Here is a 19,473-nt window from a genome sequence, read left to right as displayed (position 1 = left end):
GCTTCCCTTCTGGGGTGTTTTGAATCTATAAATAGTTCTATAAATTTAATTAATCTCCTTTAATATTTTGAATGTTACTATCCTAGACTTTTATGATAAAATATACATCATGTAGTACAATTTTGTTTACTAAAAAGGATGATTGAAATGAATATTTTAACTGTTGATAACATTTCTAAAAGCTATGGAGAAAAAATACTTTTTGATGATATATCATTTACTATAAACGATAATGACAAGATTGGTTTAATAGGTATTAATGGTACGGGTAAATCTACACTTCTCAAAATAATAGCTGGATATGAATCCAGCGACTCTGGAGATGTAAGGGTTCCAAGGGGAAAGGCTATCGAATATTTACCACAAAATCCTGAATTTGATGCTAATGCCACTGTTTTAGAGCAAATATTTAAAGGTGATTCTCCCTCAATTAAACTAATAAGGGAGTATGAAAAAACCCTGGAGGAGCTTTCAATAGACCCTGAAAATTCCGATCTACAAAAGCTACTCTTGAAGCTAACAGATGATATGAATGCACAAAACGCTTGGGATCTTGAAAGCCAAGTTAAAACGATACTAACAAAGCTTGGGGTCACTGGCTTCAATAAAAAAATGGGTACATTATCAGGTGGACAAAAGAAAAGGGTTGCATTGTCAAGTGCTTTAATCTCTCCCTGTGACCTACTTATCCTAGACGAACCTACTAACCATATGGACAACATGACTATAGATTGGCTTGAAAATTATTTAAGTAATAGAAGGGGTGCCTTGCTAATGGTTACCCATGACAGATATTTTCTAGATAGGGTTGTTAACAGGACTTTAGAGCTTGACTATGGCAAAATATATTCTTATACGGGTAATTATTCACAATTTATTGAGAAAAAAATTGAAAGAAAAAATCTAGAATGTGCCATTGAACGGAAAAGACAGAACCTATATAGAAAAGAACTGGCGTGGATTAGGACTGGAGCAAAGGCTAGAACTACAAAACAAAAGGCAAGAATTCAGAGGTTTGAAGAATTAGAAAATGCTAAAAATAATATAGACCACTCAAAGGTAGATATATCCGTTGGGCATTCCAGATTAGGAAAAAAAGTTATTGAGCTTAAGAATATATCTAAAAGCTTTGGTTCAAATCTAATAATTAAGGATTTTGATTATACTTTTTCAAGAGATGATCGAGTGGGTATAATCGGTGATAATGGAATTGGTAAATCTACACTTCTAAATCTGATAACCGGTAAATGCATGCCGGACAGTGGAATTATCGATATTGGATTAACAGTAAAAATTGGATACTTCTCACAGGAATCAGAGGATATGGACCCTAACCTTCGCGCTATAGAATATATTAGAGAAAGTGCAGAATATATAACAACCTCGGATGGAACTAAAATAAGTGCATCCCAAATGATGGAAAGATTTTTATTTTCCGATGATATGCAGTGGACCTATATATCAAGACTATCTGGCGGTGAAAAAAGACGACTATATCTTCTAAAGATTCTCATGCATGCTCCTAATGTACTCATTTTAGATGAGCCTACAAACGATCTAGATATTGATACCCTCAAGGTCTTAGAAGATTACATCGATGAATTTAATGGTGCTGTTATAACCGTATCCCATGATAGATATTTTTTAGATAGAAGTTGTAATAGAATCTTTTACTTTAAGGGAAAGGGGAAAATATTAGAGCATACGGGTAATTACACTGACTTTATTTCTTATCAAAATAGAATAATTCCTAATGAATCAAAGGAAAAAAGGGTCGAAAAAGTTAAAAACTCTACGATAGCAAATTCAAAACAACCAAAGCTAAAGTTTTCTTATAAAGAAAAGCTAGAATATGAAAAAATAGATTCTGAGATCGAAAACCTAGAAAATGAACTGGCTAAATTAGAAGTGCAAATCCAAGAAAATTCAAGGGATTTCATTAAGCTTCAAGGGCTCATAGACGAAAAGGATAAAATCGAAGAAGAACTATTATTTAAAATGGAACGGCAAGAATATCTTGATAATCTTGCAGAAAAAATTAATAAATCGAAGCTATAGATGTCAACTGGGGCTGAAATAAAGATAACGTCTTTACTTCAGCCCCAAAATATTTCAGAATAAATTTTTATAATCATATTAGCTTAGGATTATCTCTAAACTAGAGAATTTGCTTTAAGCTCATGTACTACAGCTTGCCTGAATTGGCATATCATCTTTTAACCAACCATTCATCATGCCTCCCATTAAAGAGCAAGCATCATAACCTAGAACTCTAAGGATGGATACAATTTGCCCAGCGGTTTGACCAGTATAGCATATAACAATAACTTTATCATCTTTCTTAAAAACATCTTCTTTGATAAAATCTAATACTTCTGGCCATTCAGCATGAAAGGCACCTTCTATATGCCCTTTTTGGTAATCATCTTTTTTTCTAATATCAAGTAAAAACAATTCTTCTCCCGCTACCATTCTTTCTTTTAATTGCTGGCAATTAATTAGGTTATTACAGCCATTCCGTAAATTTTTAAAATACTTCTCAACGCCTTCATGAACATATTCCATTCTATCCCCTCCGTTTTTATAAGATTTCATCAGCATTATATTAGCATATGCTATTTATATATATAGATTATACTTTATTAATTATATTAAGTAAATAAGTTCGACAAATAATATACATTTTTTTTATTTTTATTTAATATAATGAATTTATGTAATATTTTTCAATATTTTGTTGGTTAAGAGTCTTTTCCCCACAAATATGTATCTAAATCAATACTTCCATTCTTATTTACACAAATACCTTCTCCCTCTAACAAAGACTTTTGAAGCTCAAACCCATGACCTTCTTCAAGAGAAATCATTCCTTTAGAATTTATAATCCTATGCCAAGGCAGATCATATTTTTTAGAATAAGCTTTAAGGACCCAAGCCACCTGCCTAGCCCCCCTAGGATTTCCTGCCATCACAGCCAATCTTCCATAGGTTGTCACTTTTCCATTTGGGATGGTTTTTATTATTTCTAGTAACTTTGAAGTAAACTCAGTCATCACTTCACCTTCTTTTATTAATTTTGAAAATTGCATTTCTATAGGGATTTAATTATAATATAATATTAACCTTTCACAAAATAAAAAGGATTAATAGCTTATATTAAAGTCTGAGCCATCAATCCCTTTGTAGATCATAATAAATTATTATCAAAATTATAACGTGTTTTTATTCAAAGTCATCTGGGCTAAGTTCTTCAGAACGTTTCAGCTTCATTTCCTCACATTCCATGCCTTTTTTCCCATTTCCACCGATACTTTGAATTTTGGTTGTTATCCCTTTCACCCTTGAAATTATAGAGCTTTTTTCTCCTTTATCCATAAAATTTTTATTGTTTTTCATAGTTCACCTCCATCTAAGAGTATTTTTTTCTATTTTATATTTTTTATTCCTTTGATTTTAAGTTTTAATGATCTACTAACTTACCTACTAGTTTGAGATAGTAAGTAAATAAATATATTATATTTTATATAATTTCTTTACATATAAATAAAATATATATGTTTGAAAAAAATAATTATTAATGTTACTATTATTTTATGATATTTATATTGGGGTGTTAATTATGGATTTTAAACAGTTAGAAACCTTCGTGGCAGTAGCAAAGCTGAAAAGCTTTTCAAAGGCTGCTGAAAACCTTTTTATTACTCAGCCAACAGTAAGTAATCATATAATTGGTTTAGAAAAACAACTTAATACTGTGTTAATAAATAGAGCTAATAAAAACATCACCTTAACAAAGGCTGGTACTCTGCTTTATGAATATGCTATCGATATTCTAAACAAAAGAGATAATGCATTTTTTTCCCTTAATCAGTTTATGGGTAAAATTGAAGGAATATTAGAGATTTCATCAAGCACTATACCAGAACAATATTTTCTTCCTGAACTTTTGAAAAAGTTCAGCAAGATATATCCTGATGTTAAATATGTTTTAAGAAAGTATGATACCAGTCAAGTAATTAATAAAATATTATCTGGAGAAATAGATTTTGGTATTGTTGGTGCTAAAAAAGATTTTAAGCAATTAGAATATCTAGAAATTTTAGATGACAATATTATTCTTGCGGCTTCAAATAAGGGTCAATATTCTAAGATCAATCGTATTACATTAAAGGATCTACTGCATCTTCCACTAATTATGCGTGAAGAAGGCTCTGGAACAAGAAATATAGTTGAAATTTTACTTGAGGAACATAATTTCTCTACGGATAATTTAAATGTAATAGCTTATATTGAAGATACGGAAACTATAAAGCAATGTGTTAAAAAGGAATTAGGTGTTACATTTATATCCCAGCAGGCTGTTAGTAGCGATATAAGAAATCATCTTATAAAAAGGATTCATATAAGGGATTTTGAATTTAAAAGAAAGTTCTATTTTGTTTATCATAAAAGCAGGGCACTTTCTCCTCTGGCTGAAACCTTTAAAAAATTTGTTTTAGAATCTAGAAAATAACAAATCCCACCTTCATGGTGGGATCTCAGTCCACCTAAAAACCCGAATTTCTTCGTTGTCGCTTCAAACAAGAACCCTTACGTATGTCTATATACGCTACGGTCTCTCGCTTTCAGCACGCCTCGAACTTCAGTTTTTTAGGTAGCCTGCCACCTTGTTGACTTTGTCAACAATCTGAAATCCCACCTTAACGGTGGGATTTGTTTTTAGTTTATTATGCATCTTTTAAAAAGGCTTTATATCCCTTAAATGTCATATATAAATCGGCTTTACTAACTAATTCAAATGGAGCATGCATACTAAGCACTGGCGTTCCACAGTCTATTACTTCTGCTCCATAATTAGCCAGTATATATGCAATAGTTCCGCCGCCGCCTTGATCGACTTTTCCTAGCTCTCCAATCTGCCATACTACCTCATTGTCATTAAATATTTTTCTCACATCGGCTGTAAATTCAGCATTAGCATCGTTACAACCTGACTTTCCTCTTGCTCCTGTATATTTAACTATTGACACCCCATTACTTATGAAAGCAGCATTTCTTTTATCATGTACATCAGGATAATTTGGATCAAATCCAGCGGCAACGTCTCCCGATAAAACCCTTGTAGATGAAAAAGCTCTTTTCAAAAGCAATCCATTGTAATCCTTATTTTGTAATGCAATAAGCTCCGCCACCATATTTTCAAAAAACATTGACTGCATACCAGTATTTCCTTGGCTTCCCACTTCTTCTTTATCAGCAAAAAAAGATACACAAGTCCTTTTAGGATTCTCTATCTGAGTAATGGCCTTCAAAGCTGCAAAGGAGCATACCCTATCATCATGACCATATCCACCTAAAAGACCCTTATCAAGTCCTACATCTCTAGTCTTACCAGCTGGTACTACCTCTATCTCTGCAGTGGTAAAATCATCTTCCTCTATACCATATTGATCGTTTAATATTTTCATTATATGAAATTTTACTTTGTCCTTAATATCTTTATCACCAAGGGGTATATTCCCTACTACTATATTTAGACTTTCACCAGTGATTCCTTCCCCAAGCTTCTTTTGGTTTTGATCCTTCGCTAAATGTGGAAGTAAATCCGTTATAAAGAATACTGGATCATCTTCTTTCTCCCCAATAACTATATTAATTTTTTCACCATTCTTTTTAAATATCACCCCATGTAGTGCTAGGGGGAGGGATGCCCATTGATATTTTCTTATACCACCATAATAATGGGTTTTAAGAAAAGCTAATCCACCGTCTTCATACAATGGAAATGGCTTTAAGTCTAATCTAGGGGAATCTATATGGGTTCCCACTACATTCATACCTTTGTCTATTTTATCTTCACCCACTACCAATAATAGCGCCGCTTTACCCTTATTATTTGCATAAATTTTCATACCTAGCTTTATTTCTTCATTACCCTTTATAATTTCTTCCAAATTCCTAAATCCCTCATGCTTTGCTACTTTCACTATCTCATCTACACATTCTCTCTCAGTTTTACCATTATCTAAGAAGTTTTTGTATTCATCTGAAAGATCAAATGTAGCTTGCTTCTCAGCTTCGCTGATTTCCTCCCATACGTTCTTGAACTTGTAGGTTACTCTTTCATGTATTTCTTTAAATTTCATATCCATATATTACCTCCACAATAAAAATATTTTTATATGTATTATTTTTTCTAACTTAATATTATTTTTTTTCTGAAAATTTGTCAATAGTCATATATAAGTTTTAGTCATATTCAAAAAATAAACTGATCATTTTACTCGTCCTTTTAATTCTTTTAGTCTTTACCGGATGACTTGTATGTAGTGAGGATGTACACGACCCAGTGCCTAGAAAATAATCAAAATCACTTCATGGTCTAAGTTGTCTATTTTTTTCATATGCCTTATTTATTTTTCCCAAAAATTAAAATAAAACTCAGCGACATTAAGCCACTAAGTTTTGAGTCAAATTAAGATATCTAGTCAAAGTACTAAATCTTTTTTATATTATGCTTAAAAGCATAGATAGCTGCTTGAGTTCTATCATTAACTTCAATCTTCTTAAATATATTGGAAACATGATTTTTTACAGTTTTTTCACTAATAAATAGGCTTTCAGCGATTTCTTTATTATTGAGTCCTTCAGCTATAAGGGTTAATACTTCATATTCTCTCCTAGTTAATTTATTCTTGTTATTCTCTTTATCCGAATCCTTACCACGGCTTTTATACTCTCTAACAAATTCTGAAGCTAGGCTAGGATGAATATAAGACTCCCCTAAATGTACATTTCTTATGGCTCTAATTAGGCTATTTGATTCAGCATCCTTTAGCACATATCCTTCTGCTCCAATATTAACGGTTTCAAATAGATATTCTCTATCGTCATGGATGGTTAGCATAATTACCTTTGTATCTATTCCCATATCTTTAATTCTTCTTAGTGTTTGTATTCCATTCATATTCGGCATATTTATATCCAAAAGTATTACATCGGGCTTAAGCTTCAAGCATTTTTCTAAACCATCTTCACCATCTACAGCTAATCCAACTACCTCGATGTCCTCCTCTATTTCTAAAATTTGCTTTAAACCTTGCCTCATTAGAGAATGATCATCGACTATGAGAATTCTAATCTTATTTTCCTCCATACTTACTCCTCCTCTTCACATAATGGGATAGAAACACTTATTCTAGTGCCTTTCCCCTTTTCACTTTCTATATTAAGATTACCATTTAGGAGATCCACCCTCTCTCTTATACTATAAAGACCAAAACCATTTTTATCATCTAGGGAATTTACCTTCTCATTCACATTAAATCCTATCCCATCGTCTATTATCTTTAAATATATTTTGTTCATTCCGATATCTAATTTGATTAAAACGTTATCAGCTTGTGCATGCTTTTTTACATTATTGAGGCCCTCTTGGATTATTCTAAATATGGTAAGTTGGATAATAGATTCCTTTATTAATCTATTCTCACTAACAATGAAATCTATATTTGTTTTAGTGGCATTTCTAAAGTTTAAAACTAACCTTTGAATTGTTGGTACCAGACCTAGATCATCTAATGACATTGGTAGTAAATCATATATTATTTTTCTTATATCCTTTAAACTATCCCTAACAATTTCCTTTAATAACTGTAACTCTTTTTTAGCCTTTTCTTGATCAATATCTAATAATCTATCACACAATTCAGCTTTAAGCACTACATTTGCCATGGTCTGAGCAGGCCCATCATGAATTTCCTTGGACACTCTTTGTCTCTCTTCCTCTTGGGCTTTTATAATCTTCATTCCCATAAATTGTCTTTGCTGAATATCTTCTAACTGTTCAAAAACTCCTTGAAGATTTCCACTTAGGTATCCTAATGCTACACCAACCTTGGAAGTCAAAGCTTCAGCCTTGTCAACAACTTCCTTAGATCTTTTTAGTCTCATTTCAAGACTCTTTCTTACCTTAATAAGCTCTTTTTCTTCGTGTCTTTTTAAGGTCAACTTCACTTGAAGGTCATTGGCTATCTCATAAGCTTTTCTGATATCACTCTCATTAAACTGGTCAAAATTTCTACTAACGATCAATAGTTTTTTTCTACTGTTTTTTTCAAGTATCTCTATCTTATCTACTTCTTCTATTATTTTTCTAACTCTTTCCTTAAGCTCATAAAGTTCATTTTCAACTTCATTACAATCATTTCTAGCTTTTTCACTAATCTCAAATATTTCTTTTTTGCCAGATTCAATGGCTTGAATAGTTTTATCAATCACTCCATTCAGAACCTTAGCATCTACATTTCTCGTCATTAGAACACCTCATAAATTTGTTGAAATATAACTTTTATTATATAATTATATCGAATCTTTTAGACATATGGAATAGTCTTATACTTCTAATTTTTTCAATTAATCATATAAAAAACTAAATAGGTCAGTTTGTAAAGTGATTTTGATTATTTTTTAGACACTTTATCCTAAATATAATCACTGTATGTAAGAAATGAAATAAGAACAAAAGAATTAAAAGAACGAGTAGGATGATAATTTATTTTTCAAATATTCCTTAAGTCATGCAAAAAGAAAAATGTGAATAGATAATTCACATCATAAAACAAAATAACTATAGGGATTTAAGTAAGGACTTTAATTTATACATATCAAAAATCCACAGAAACATGGGATATTTCCATATGTATAAATTAAGATTTACCCTAAACTTTCTATAATTTATTGTTTAAAATTAAATAACCTTATAATCACTTATTTTCCATATCTCATTACTCTTGATTAAATTCATTCTATAATCAATATTTTCTCTATAGTTTTTCTCAAATCCTTCCATAAGCCATTCTACTTCTATATCAACAGTTATTTCCTTCTCACCTATTTCTACATCCTTTACTTTTAAAACATCCACCTTAAGTATTCTTTCCATGCTTGTACACCCATTTTTTATCTCACTAAAGGCTTCTATATCATATGTAAGTAATGGAGGAGCAACTATTTTTTTTAATTCTTCATTTATATCCTCTAGATTAGATTGCTGGCAAAATAATTCATTCCATAAAAGGGCTCTTTTATTTAATAGATCATGTACATCATTTCCTATTTCAATTATTTGATCCTCACTTACAGTACTGCTAGTATCTTCTACTGCAAAAATCATACTTTTATTAATTACTAATGTAATTAATAATAAAAAAAACAACAGTATCTTTTTCATCCTTCGCACCTCACTATATATTGTATTATTGATACGATTATATACTATATGACGTGCGAATCATGGGTTTTACTGTTGTCAAAGAAGATTTTTTTATCAACATTTAATACAATATTATTCCAAATCTCCTAATTTTTCTTTTTCCTCATCTGTAAGAATTTTTTCTAAATCCAATAAAATAATAATTTTTTCTCCAACTTTACCTACACCTGTAATATATTGTCTATCTACTCCAGCAACAATTTCAGGTGCTTCATCGATATCATTATCATTTATTCTTAGTACTTGGGAAGCTTCATCTACAACAAATCCAACATTTCTATCATTTATATTGATAACAATTATTCTTGTATCAGAATCAATCTCCCCATCAGAAACTTCAAATCTTTTTTTAAGATTTATTATTGGAATAATTTCCCCTCTTAAATTTATTATTCCATCAACAAAATATGGCGTATTGGGAACCTTAGTACTTTCTTTAAATTCACTTATTTCCTTTACATTCATAATTTCTACACCATATTCCTCATTACCTAATTTAAATATTACATATTGTTTCTCAGACACTAATATTCCCCCTTTTTGATCTTCCGTACTTATCAATCCTTAAACTCTATACAGTCTAGTTGCTTTCTAAAGCTTTTCCTAAAAGAATTTAAATACTCTTGTCTAAGCTTCTTTTGTTCTTCCTTCTCTAGACTAGTCAAACCTTGTGTTTTTGCTTTTTTTGCTAATAAGTTTATTCTGTCTAATTTATCCTTTGACAGCATTTACTACCACTCCAATTATTATATTTGATACTATCTTATCATTTAAAATATTTCTATGTCAATTATTTTACATATAAATACCTAAAATAGCAATGCTTATTCATTAAACTCTTTCGTTTTTTTGTGATATTTTGCAGCTTATTTAATTGACAAAATTGTACAACTCTCACTTGGCTAAGCCTAATATGCGAATATCATCATTAATTTGATTGCTTAAGATATAAGCATATTTGATGGTATAGCTATTGGGATTTTAAAAACTATCTATAGTATAGGGTTTTCATAGTATAAGTTAAAGTCTATACTAAATTCTATATATATGGGTTTTATAAAAAACAATTACACAATTTCTTCAATTAATCAAAAAAAATTCAAGGCAAATATGCTAATACTAATTTGCCTCGAATTCTAAAAAATCCTATACAATTAATTCATATTACCTATAATATTTTCCACTTCATCAATAATCATATGTTTTTTAATTAATTCTGAACATTTATTTATATCTGTATACATCACTCGGTCTTCATGAAGTGTTGATACTTCCTTTCTAATAATTTCATACGCTACTTTAGTACCTTTCCCTAATTCCCTATTTTTATTAAAGTCTATTGCTTGGGAAGCAGCCAATATCTCAATGGCTAAGACATTGGTTACATTCTCTAGTATATCCCTTGCTTTTCTTGCCGCTATGGTTCCCATGCTAACATGATCTTCTTGATTTGCTGAGGATGGTATAGAATCAACACTTGCAGGATGTGCTAAAACTTTATTTTCCGAAACCAATGCAGCAGCAGAGTATTGAGCAATCATAAAACCTGAGTTAAGCCCTCCTTTTTCTGTTAGAAATGCCGGCAAACCACTTAATTGTGGATTTACAAGCCTCTCGATTCTTCTTTCAGAAACATTTGCTATCTCAGCTATTGCAATACCTAGGAAATCAAATGCCAAAGCCATGGGCTGTCCGTGGAAATTTCCTCCTGATATGACATCCCTTTGCTGTGCAAATATTATGGGATTATCCGTAACAGAGTTTATTTCTATATTTATCTTTTCAAGCACATAATCAATAGCATCTCTGCTCCCACCATGTATTTGTGGTGTACATCTTAGTGAATATGCATCCTGTACTCTAATTTCGCCCTGTCTCGTTGTCATATTACTTCCTTGGGTTAATCTCAAAATATTTTCGGCACAATCCCCTTGGCCTTTATGGGGTCGAACTGCATGTATTCTTGCATCAAAGGCGTCTGTAATACCATTTAAGGCTTCTAAGGTCATGGCGGCACTTATATCAGCCATTTTTACTAGTTTTAATGCATCATAAACTGTTAGGGCTCCTACAGCTGTCATCACTTGAGTTCCGTTGATCAAAGCTAAACCTTCTTTAGAGGTTAATTCTATTGTAGGTATTTCTGCTCTTTCCATGGCTTCTTTTCCTGTTAGCTTTTCATTTTTATATATCGCTTCTCCCATTCCCATCATTACTAAAACCATATGGGAAAGGGGAGCTAAATCTCCGCTGGCTCCAAGTGAACCCTTTTCAGGTATTAAAGGATGTACTCCCTTGTTTAGCATATTTATTAAAGTATCTAATGTAGATAATCTAATTCCTGAAAAACCCTTAGCTAGTGCATTTATTCTAAGAAGCATTATCGCCCTAGATATTTCTTCATGAAAATGATTTCCTACTCCACAAGCATGACTCATAATTAGATTTTTTTGTAGTCCCTTTGTCTCTTCCTTAGAGATTGCAACATCACTAAATTTACCAAAACCAGTAGTTATACCGTAAACAACCTTTTCATTTTCAACAAATTCATCAACCACTTTTCTAGCTTGCTTGATTTTCTTAATTGTATCCTTAGTAAGTTGTATTTTGTAATCCTGTCTAGATACTTTTATTACATCCTTGATAGTTAAACTTTCACCATCAACGTAGACAATAGACATGGCTCCCTCTCCTTCTACCAATGTTATTAGTTTAATAAAACCATACATTGTATTATACTCTTTTTTTATTTTATTATTATGTCGTCTTCAAAACGTCAAATAAGAAATAAATCTCAAAATTTTTAGCAATTTTTTAAAATTCCCTTTAGTATAATAATTCTTTATTCTCTCACGGTTATCCTCCATTGCTTTACAATTTTTTTGCAAACTTTAAAATTTATTAACAAGCTACCGTTGTATCGCAATAAAGTATAGGATGTATGAAGAAATAAATATGTATAAAGCCCAGATTATTTATAGCTAATTTAAATACACTATAAACAACCTGGGCTTAAGAGTTAGATTTATATTAATTTAAAGATTTACTTGGAACTTCCTATGGTTTTACAAGAATAAAGCTTAAGGAATGAAAGTATCGACCAAGGTTCTTTTACAATTCAACTTTTTTTACTGACAAAATATTGCTAATTTTTTCAACTTCTTTTAAGGTTTCAGTAGATACTTCATTATCAACATTTAGAAGCATTAAAGCTTCTTCTCCCATTTCCAATCTACCGACCTGCATTGATGCAATATTTACGTTTTCAGTTCCTAATACTGTTCCAATCCTTCCTATTACTCCTGGGATATCCTTGTTTTGTATAAAAAGCATATGTTCACTAGGAGTTACATCTATCTCATATCCAAGCATTTCAACCAGTCTACCTTCATTTTTTCTAGAAAGATTACCTGACAATGTAAAGTTTATATCCTTGCCTCTTATCTTCACTTTTACCAGATCAGTGTACCCATTGTAATTTTCGTTTAACTTTCTTTCATTTATAACTATTCCCCTTTGCTTTGATATCAGCCTTGCATTTACATAATTAACTCTTTCCTTTATAACGGGCTCTAATAATCCCTTTAAAAATGCCACCGTAATCATTTCTACATCTTGATTAGCAATGCTACCATAGTAATTTATATCTATCATGTCAATTGGAGTTGTATAAAGCTGATAATATATCTTTCCTAGCTTTTCCATCAAATATAAGTATGGCTTTATAACCTTTAATTCATCTCTATTTAAAGTAGGTAGATTTATTGCATTTGGAACTACTTCACCATCTAATGCGCATAAAACTTGTTTAGCGATTGTTTCTCCCACATTGAGCTGAGCCTCATTTGTACTCGCTCCGATATGTGGAGTAACAACAGTATTATCTAGCTCGAATAATGGATTGTTATATGAAGGTTCTTTTTCATGAACATCTATCCCTGCACCTATAACCTTCCCACTCTTTAATCCTTGTAAAAGAGCTTTTTCGTCTATGATTCCTCCCCTTGCAACATTAACTATAATTACTTCGTCCTTCATTTTTCCTATTTCTTCTTCACTAATCATTCCAATTGTTTCAGTTGTCTTAGGAGTATGAATAGTTATAAAATCCGACTCTGCTAGCAATTCCTCTAGGTTTTCTTTTTTTGCTGCATTAAATCTTTCAAATCTCTCATCGGGAATATATGGATCATATGCAATGATATTCATACCAAAGGCAGCCATTCTAGAAGCAACCAAGCCTCCAATTCTTCCAAGTCCAATAATCCCTAGTGTCTTGTTATAAAGCTCTGAACCCATAAATCGTTTCCTATCCCATTTTCCAGATTTAAGATAGCTGTTTGCCCTACATATATTCCTTGCCGTGGCTAATAAAAGACCTATCGTTAATTCACAGGCTGATATGCTATTACTATCAGGTGTATTAGCTACTACCACACCTTTTTTTGTTGCTTCATCAATCATTATATTATCTATACCATTTCCTGCTCTACCCACAACCTTTAGTTTTTTTGTATTTGCAAGTAACTCTTTATCTACTTTTGTACTACTTCTAACTATAAGTCCATCATAATTTCCAATTTCCCTTAGTAATTCTTCTCTAGGCAAATCTAGCTTCACATCAACCTCCACATGAGACTCTAAAACATTTTTTATAGATTCTATATTGACTTTTTCAGCTATTAGCACTTTTTTTCTATCCAAGATTACCCTCTCCTTATATATTTAATTTATAATTCCCTTAGCAAAATAAATAGCCGGCTATCTTCGTTTTATTAGGCATATGAAGAAAATAAAGACCTCAGGTCGCAAAGTAATTTTGATTATTTTCTAGGCACTCAGTCACGGGCATACTCATTGTATGTAAGTGACCTAGTAACGACGAAAAGAATCAGAAGGACGATTGAGATGACTTATTCATTTTTGGAATATGCCTTATATTAAAAAACCCCGTTCCTTGACATAATAGTCAAGGACGGGGAGTAAATCCACGTGGTACCACCTTGTTTCACTGTATTTTATACAGTCTTAAAAATATTTAACGATAATTACCGGTATAGGTTTTTACCCCTATACAGCTTAGGATCGGATTCAATAATTCTAACTATCGGTTTCCACCACCCACCGACTCTCTGTATGATATATAAAGAAATTATTCTTAATATCCTTAAGTTAGATACTATTTACTACTATCCTTCGTAGCTTTTTTCTATATAATATTTTATATTATTCTAATAGTATTAGATTCTAAAGTCAATAGCAGAAGTTAATTTTTATGTATAAATTTGTTTATATATACACAAACCTATATCTCTACATATTTTCGACCTTTAAAATACTGGCTATTTTTTCAACATACTCATAGGAATCCACTTCCTCAAGGGCGCTATCCAATATACCTTTATCAATATCATGGGTAATAAAAACTAGTGCTACGGTTTCTTCTCGTTTTCCTTTTTGCACCACGGAATCCAAGCTAATTCCATGCTTTCCAAATGTCATAGCTATACTACCCAATACACCGGGCTTATCAGTCACTTGTAAGCGTATATAATACTGGCTTCTTCCAATTCCTTTTACTTCATATTTATTTAATAAATCATTGGATTCCTTATTATTTTCTATATTATTGTTTATAAGCTTCGCTACAGACAAAATATCTCCCAACACTGCACTTCCTGTAGGCAAAGAGCCTGCTCCTTTACCATATAATAAAAGCTCCCCAACCGCATTACCCCTAACAAATAAAGCATTAAATTCATTACTTATTGAAGCTAGAGGATGTGCATTAGGTACCAGTGAAGGGTAAACATATATTTCTATAGAATCCCCATACTTTTTTGAAGCTGCTAGGAGCTTTATCTTATATCCTAGCTCAGATGCATATTCTATATCACTTTGATGTATTCTGGTAATTCCTTCTCTTTCAATAACATTAGCCGGAATATTTATACCATGGGCAATAGATGTTAATATAGAAATCTTAAAGGCAGCGTCTTCTCCTTCAATATCAGATGTAGGATCGGCCTCAGCATATCCGTTATCTTGAGCTAATTTTAAAGCATCATCAAAGCTCATATTGTTATTCGTCATTTGAGTTAATATATAATTAGTAGTCCCATTTATAATTCCAATAATTTCTTCAATTTTATTTGCCGCTAGACTCTCCATCAAAGTATTGATTATAGGGATGCCTCCCCCAACACTAGCTTCATAATTTATAAATACTCCATTATCCTTTGCTAAGGCCTTAAGCTCCTTACCATATGTAGCCATTACTGCTTTATTAGCAGTTACCACATGTTTTCCCTTTTCAATTGCCCTTTTTATATAATCTTGAGCCGGATTTATGCCTCCCATTAATTCAACTACAATTTGTATACTCTCATCATTTAGAATATCGTCAATATTATCGGTCAATACTTCCTGACTTATTGATATATTCCTATCTTTATTTATTGTTCTTACCATTATTTTTTCTACTTCTATGCCGCAATTCAAATATTTATATATCTCTTCACTATTTTCTTGTAATATTTGATATACACCTGTCCCTACATTGCCTAGTCCTAAAATCCCTATCTTTATATTCGACATAATTACCTCCTACCCCATGGCTATAATGTTTATCATATTTACTCCATTTGTTCCTTCCAATTCATCTATTAATGTATCAAGTTCAATATCCAAATCTGTAATATCAAAGGTTATACTAACATTGGCTATTTTATTAATTGGTATATTTTGATTAATCGTTAATACATTTCCCTTCTTCTCAGCAATTTTATTTAATATATCAGATAATACTCCTGTCTCATGTTCTAATAGAAGTGAAATAGTTACTTTTTTACCTAAATTACCTTCAGATAAAGCAAACACATAATCCTTATATTTATAAAAGGTACTTCTGCTTATACCTACATTTTTAACAGCTTCCGTTATCCCTTTTACTTTGCCTCTTCTTATCAATTCCTTAGCCTTTAGTACCTTTTCAAAAACATCAGGTAATATTTCCTTATCTATTACTAAATATTTGCTTTTCATAAACGCCTCCTGTGTTCTTACGACATACACTTGTATGTGTTGAGAATACCATGTATATGATTATAGCATATATATTTTTAATTTACAATATTTTTTACCAATTCTTATTTCTTATCAAATGAGTAAATTGCATAATTACTTTTTATAAAAACCATCTACCGCATGTAGTTTTAAAATCTCAAAGGCTATACCATATATATTATGCAATTCTACCAAGTAAAAGTTATGCAATTTCCTCAAATAACAAAAGGGAGCTTTCTGAATAGAACTCATTCTTCAGAAATACCCCCTATAGCTTAGCTTTATTTATTTACTATCTTTTTTTCTTACTATACTTAGTCTTATACCTTGGATTTTTACTTTTTTTCTTTGAAATTCTTTTTATATCTTCACCTTTGCCCTTAGGCCTTATTAAGCATTTTGAATCAAATCCTATTAAATCTTCTCTTCCACCAATAATTAAAGCTCTTTTTACTAAATCATAGTTTTTAGGATTTCTATATTGAAGCAATGCCCTTTGCATAGCTTTTTCAAGCTTGCCTTTAGGTATATACACGGGTTTCATTGTTCTAGGGTCCAACTCAGTGTAATACATACATGTTGACAAAGTTCCCGGTGTAGGGTAAAAATCCTGGACTTGCTCAGGATAATATCCAATGTCCCTTAAATATTCTGCCAATTGTATGGCAGATTTTAATGTGCTACCTGGATGACTGGACATTAGGTAGGGAACAATAAATTGCTTTTTATTAATATCCTTATTGATTCTAGTAAATTTCTTAACAAATCCTTCATAAACCTTTCTTTTCGGCTTACCCATCAATTCCAATACTTCGTCAGAAATATGCTCTGGAGCTACTTTTAATTGTCCACTGACATGATGCATACATAATTCTTTAAAAAACTCTTCGTCTTTATCCGCCATAATATAATCATATCTAAGCCCCGATCGTATAAAAACCTTTTTTACATCAGGCAGTTTCCTAAGTTTTCTTAGTAAATCTAAATAATCTTTATGATCGACCTTAAGATTCGTACATGGCTTAGGGAATAAGCACTGCTTATCCTTACATACACCTTTTTTAGCTTGCTTTTCGCACGCGGCATGTCTAAAATTAGCAGTTGGCCCACCAACATCATTTATATATCCCTTAAAGTCCTTATCCTTTATGATCTTTTCAGCTTCTTCAATAATAGATTCATGGCTCCTACTTCTAACCATTCTCCCTTGATGAAAGGCTAATGAACAAAATGAACAATTACCAAAACAACCTCGTTCACTAATTATACTATGCTTTACCTCTCTAATAGCGGGAACTCCCCCTAGTTTTTCATAGGAAGGATGATAATCTCTTTGGTATGGTAAAGAATATACCTTATCCAATTCATACCTCTTTAAGGGAGGCGTAGGTGGATTTTGTACCAAGTATTTTTCTCTATGCTTTTGTACTAATACCTTACCATAGATAGGATCTTGTTCTTCATACTGAATTTTGAAAGCCCTTGCAAAATCCTTCCCATCATTTTCTATTTCTTCAAAGGATGGAATGACTCTATAATCATATAAATTTTCTAATTCCTCGGTTATAAAACAGGTTCCCGGTATATGACTAATATATTGAATGTCAAGCCCATCATTAAGATTATTTGCTATTTCCCTTATCTGATTTTCTCCCATACCATAAACTAATAAGTCCGCGGTACTATCGATGAGAATGGATCTTCTAACCTTATCACTCCAATAATCATAGTGAGCAAATCTCCTCAAGCTAGCTTCAACACCCCCAATAATTATGGGCATCTTTTTATATGCTTGTCTAATCAAATTACAATATACTATTGTAGCCCTATCTGGTCTTAATCCAGTCTTTCCCCCCGGTGAAAAGGAGTCTTTATCCCTTAGTCTTCTGCTAACAGTATAATGGTTCACCATAGAGTCTAGGTTTCCAGACGTAACCAAAAAACCAAGTCTTGGTCTTCCTAGGCTTTTTATATCATTTAAATTTTTCCAATTAGGTTGAGCTATTATGCCTACCTTGAATCCAATATTTTCTAAAACCCTAGATATAACAGCCGCTCCAAAACTAGGGTGATCTACATAGGCATCTCCTGTAACCACAACGAAGTCGGGCCTTTCCCAACCTCTTTTTTCCATATCATTCTTATTTATTGGTAAATAATCATCTATATTCATTTAATCACCTGTCTTTTAAAATTCTAAATTGTAAGTTCTAAGTTCCAAGTTTTCGAGTCATCTTTTTAAGTTTATTTTTAAAAATATCAAAAGCTATCTATTAGATTTAAAGCAAGTTTTAAGAGTTGATTAAAAATATTTACATAACTAATATACTATCAAAGTTTATATATATATACAAGCACAATATATTAGGTTTCATCTCATTTATTATTAGCACTAAGTTAGGACTTCTCAACCCTCAAAACTTTGAACTTACAACCTATGACAAATCTAAAAGCATTGACCTTTAAGGAATATAAAACCTCCACAAGGGAGGTCTCAGATTGTAGACAAAGTCTACAAGATGACAGGCTACATAAAAAACTGAAGTTCGAGGCGTGCTGAAACCGAGAGGCCGTAGCGTATATAGGCATACGTAAGGGTTCTAGGTTTCAGCAACAACGAAGAAATTCGGGTTTTTAGGTAGCCTGAAACCTCCACAAGGGAGGTCTATATTATTGCATTCTTTTTTCTAATTGTCTATGTACATCTTCAGGTGTTAATCCTTGTGCATATATTACAGACGCCTTTGTAGAAGTATCATGCATACCTAAAAAGTTACTATTTTGTCCAGATACTACAATAGCATCAAAGGAATTAATCTTATCTTTGTTATTTTCTAAGCTTTCAACCGAATATCCTTGTTCCTTTAAATAGGATTTAACATTGCTTAAAGACCTTTCAACAGCTACTCTTTTCAAAATTTCACCTCCCATACTAAACTTATTATTAGTCACTGGAAGGAAAAATATTCTCTACATATATACAAGTTAACACATGAGCAAATTGCATAATTACCTTCTACAAAAACTATCTACCATATGTAGTCTAAAATTCTTCAAAGCCATACCATCAAATATGCTTATATCTTAAGCAATTAAATCAAGGATGATATTCGCATATTAGGTTTAGCCAAGTA

17 protein-coding genes and 1 other annotated feature are annotated in these 19,473 nt (G+C 31.8%); of the genes, 2 read left to right on the top strand and 15 right to left on the bottom strand.

The features are described 5' to 3' along the window. The first annotated feature begins 147 nt into the window (after window positions 1-147). Window positions 148-2,058 carry an ABC-F family ATP-binding cassette domain-containing protein gene (locus N4A68_00240; GenBank protein MCT4562747.1) on the top strand — a complete coding sequence of 637 codons (1,911 nt, stop codon included), beginning with the start codon at window positions 148-150 and terminating at the stop codon, window positions 2,056-2,058. A gap of 120 nt (window positions 2,059-2,178) precedes the next feature. Here the strand turns inward: N4A68_00240 and N4A68_00235 are convergent, their stop codons facing one another. The 3 genes from N4A68_00235 to N4A68_00225 all read right to left on the bottom strand — a co-directional run bounded on the left by N4A68_00235 (window position 2,179) and on the right by N4A68_00225 (window position 3,396). Continuing rightward, entirely contained in the window at window positions 2,179-2,565 is a 387-nt protein-coding gene (locus tag N4A68_00235) for a rhodanese-like domain-containing protein (protein MCT4562746.1), read from the bottom strand. Between the two features lie 176 nt (window positions 2,566-2,741). Continuing rightward, complete coding sequence (locus N4A68_00230; protein ID MCT4562745.1) at window positions 2,742-3,053, bottom strand: MGMT family protein; 312 nt, start codon at window positions 3,051-3,053, stop codon at window positions 2,742-2,744. A gap of 169 nt (window positions 3,054-3,222) precedes the next feature. Beyond that, the gene (locus N4A68_00225; protein ID MCT4562744.1) at window positions 3,223-3,396 is read right to left on the bottom strand and encodes a hypothetical protein; all 174 of its coding nucleotides are present in this window, start codon (window positions 3,394-3,396) and stop codon (window positions 3,223-3,225) included. Window positions 3,397-3,619: 223 nt separating this feature from the next. On the opposite strand from N4A68_00225, the gene N4A68_00220 reads away from it, so the two are divergent. After that, window positions 3,620-4,513, top strand: coding sequence for a selenium metabolism-associated LysR family transcriptional regulator (locus N4A68_00220; GenBank protein ID MCT4562743.1), 894 nt, complete (start codon window positions 3,620-3,622; stop codon window positions 4,511-4,513). A 214-nt stretch (window positions 4,514-4,727) separates the two neighbouring features. On the opposite strand, the gene N4A68_00215 is transcribed toward N4A68_00220, so the two are convergent. From N4A68_00215 to N4A68_00160, 12 genes are all read right to left on the bottom strand, one after another. Then, window positions 4,728-6,146 carry an aminopeptidase gene (locus tag N4A68_00215; GenBank protein ID MCT4562742.1) on the bottom strand — a complete coding sequence of 473 codons (1,419 nt, stop codon included), beginning with the start codon at window positions 6,144-6,146 and terminating at the stop codon, window positions 4,728-4,730. Between the two features lie 350 nt (window positions 6,147-6,496). After that, window positions 6,497-7,156 (bottom strand): response regulator transcription factor, encoded by a 660-nt coding sequence (locus tag N4A68_00210; GenBank protein ID MCT4562741.1) that lies wholly within the window; start codon window positions 7,154-7,156, stop codon window positions 6,497-6,499. 2 nt (window positions 7,157-7,158) lie between these two features. Further along, the gene (locus N4A68_00205) at window positions 7,159-8,316 is read right to left on the bottom strand and encodes a sensor histidine kinase (GenBank protein MCT4562740.1); all 1,158 of its coding nucleotides are present in this window, start codon (window positions 8,314-8,316) and stop codon (window positions 7,159-7,161) included. A 433-nt stretch (window positions 8,317-8,749) separates the two neighbouring features. After that, the gene (locus tag N4A68_00200; protein MCT4562739.1) at window positions 8,750-9,232 is read right to left on the bottom strand and encodes a hypothetical protein; all 483 of its coding nucleotides are present in this window, start codon (window positions 9,230-9,232) and stop codon (window positions 8,750-8,752) included. 114 nt (window positions 9,233-9,346) lie between these two features. Then, window positions 9,347-9,799, bottom strand: a complete 453-nt coding sequence (locus N4A68_00195) for a chemotaxis protein CheW (protein MCT4562738.1) — start codon at window positions 9,797-9,799, stop codon at window positions 9,347-9,349. Window positions 9,800-9,831: 32 nt separating this feature from the next. Continuing rightward, window positions 9,832-10,002, bottom strand: a complete 171-nt coding sequence (locus N4A68_00190; protein ID MCT4562737.1) for a DUF896 domain-containing protein — start codon at window positions 10,000-10,002, stop codon at window positions 9,832-9,834. Between the two features lie 426 nt (window positions 10,003-10,428). Then, window positions 10,429-11,955 carry a histidine ammonia-lyase gene (gene hutH / locus N4A68_00185; GenBank protein MCT4562736.1) on the bottom strand — a complete coding sequence of 509 codons (1,527 nt, stop codon included), beginning with the start codon at window positions 11,953-11,955 and terminating at the stop codon, window positions 10,429-10,431. Window positions 11,956-12,385: 430 nt separating this feature from the next. Beyond that, a complete protein-coding gene (gene serA / locus N4A68_00180; protein ID MCT4562735.1) occupies window positions 12,386-13,978 on the bottom strand; it encodes a phosphoglycerate dehydrogenase in 1,593 nt (530 codons plus the stop codon). Between the two features lie 264 nt (window positions 13,979-14,242). Then, window positions 14,243-14,483 (bottom strand) — a binding site (T-box leader). 104 nt (window positions 14,484-14,587) lie between these two features. Then, complete coding sequence (locus N4A68_00175; GenBank protein MCT4562734.1) at window positions 14,588-15,871, bottom strand: homoserine dehydrogenase; 1,284 nt, start codon at window positions 15,869-15,871, stop codon at window positions 14,588-14,590. 9 nt (window positions 15,872-15,880) lie between these two features. Then, the gene (locus N4A68_00170; GenBank protein MCT4562733.1) at window positions 15,881-16,318 is read right to left on the bottom strand and encodes an ACT domain-containing protein; all 438 of its coding nucleotides are present in this window, start codon (window positions 16,316-16,318) and stop codon (window positions 15,881-15,883) included. Window positions 16,319-16,631: 313 nt separating this feature from the next. After that, the gene (locus tag N4A68_00165; GenBank protein MCT4562732.1) at window positions 16,632-18,512 is read right to left on the bottom strand and encodes a YgiQ family radical SAM protein; all 1,881 of its coding nucleotides are present in this window, start codon (window positions 18,510-18,512) and stop codon (window positions 16,632-16,634) included. A 497-nt stretch (window positions 18,513-19,009) separates the two neighbouring features. Next, entirely contained in the window at window positions 19,010-19,255 is a 246-nt protein-coding gene (locus N4A68_00160) for a YkuS family protein (GenBank protein MCT4562731.1), read from the bottom strand. Between the last annotated feature and the right edge of the window lie 218 nt (window positions 19,256-19,473).

Source organism: Maledivibacter sp. (assembly GCA_025210375.1).
Classification (GTDB): Bacteria; Bacillota; Clostridia; order Peptostreptococcales; family Caminicellaceae; genus JAOASB01.
This window is presented reverse-complemented; position numbering and strand designations above follow the sequence as displayed.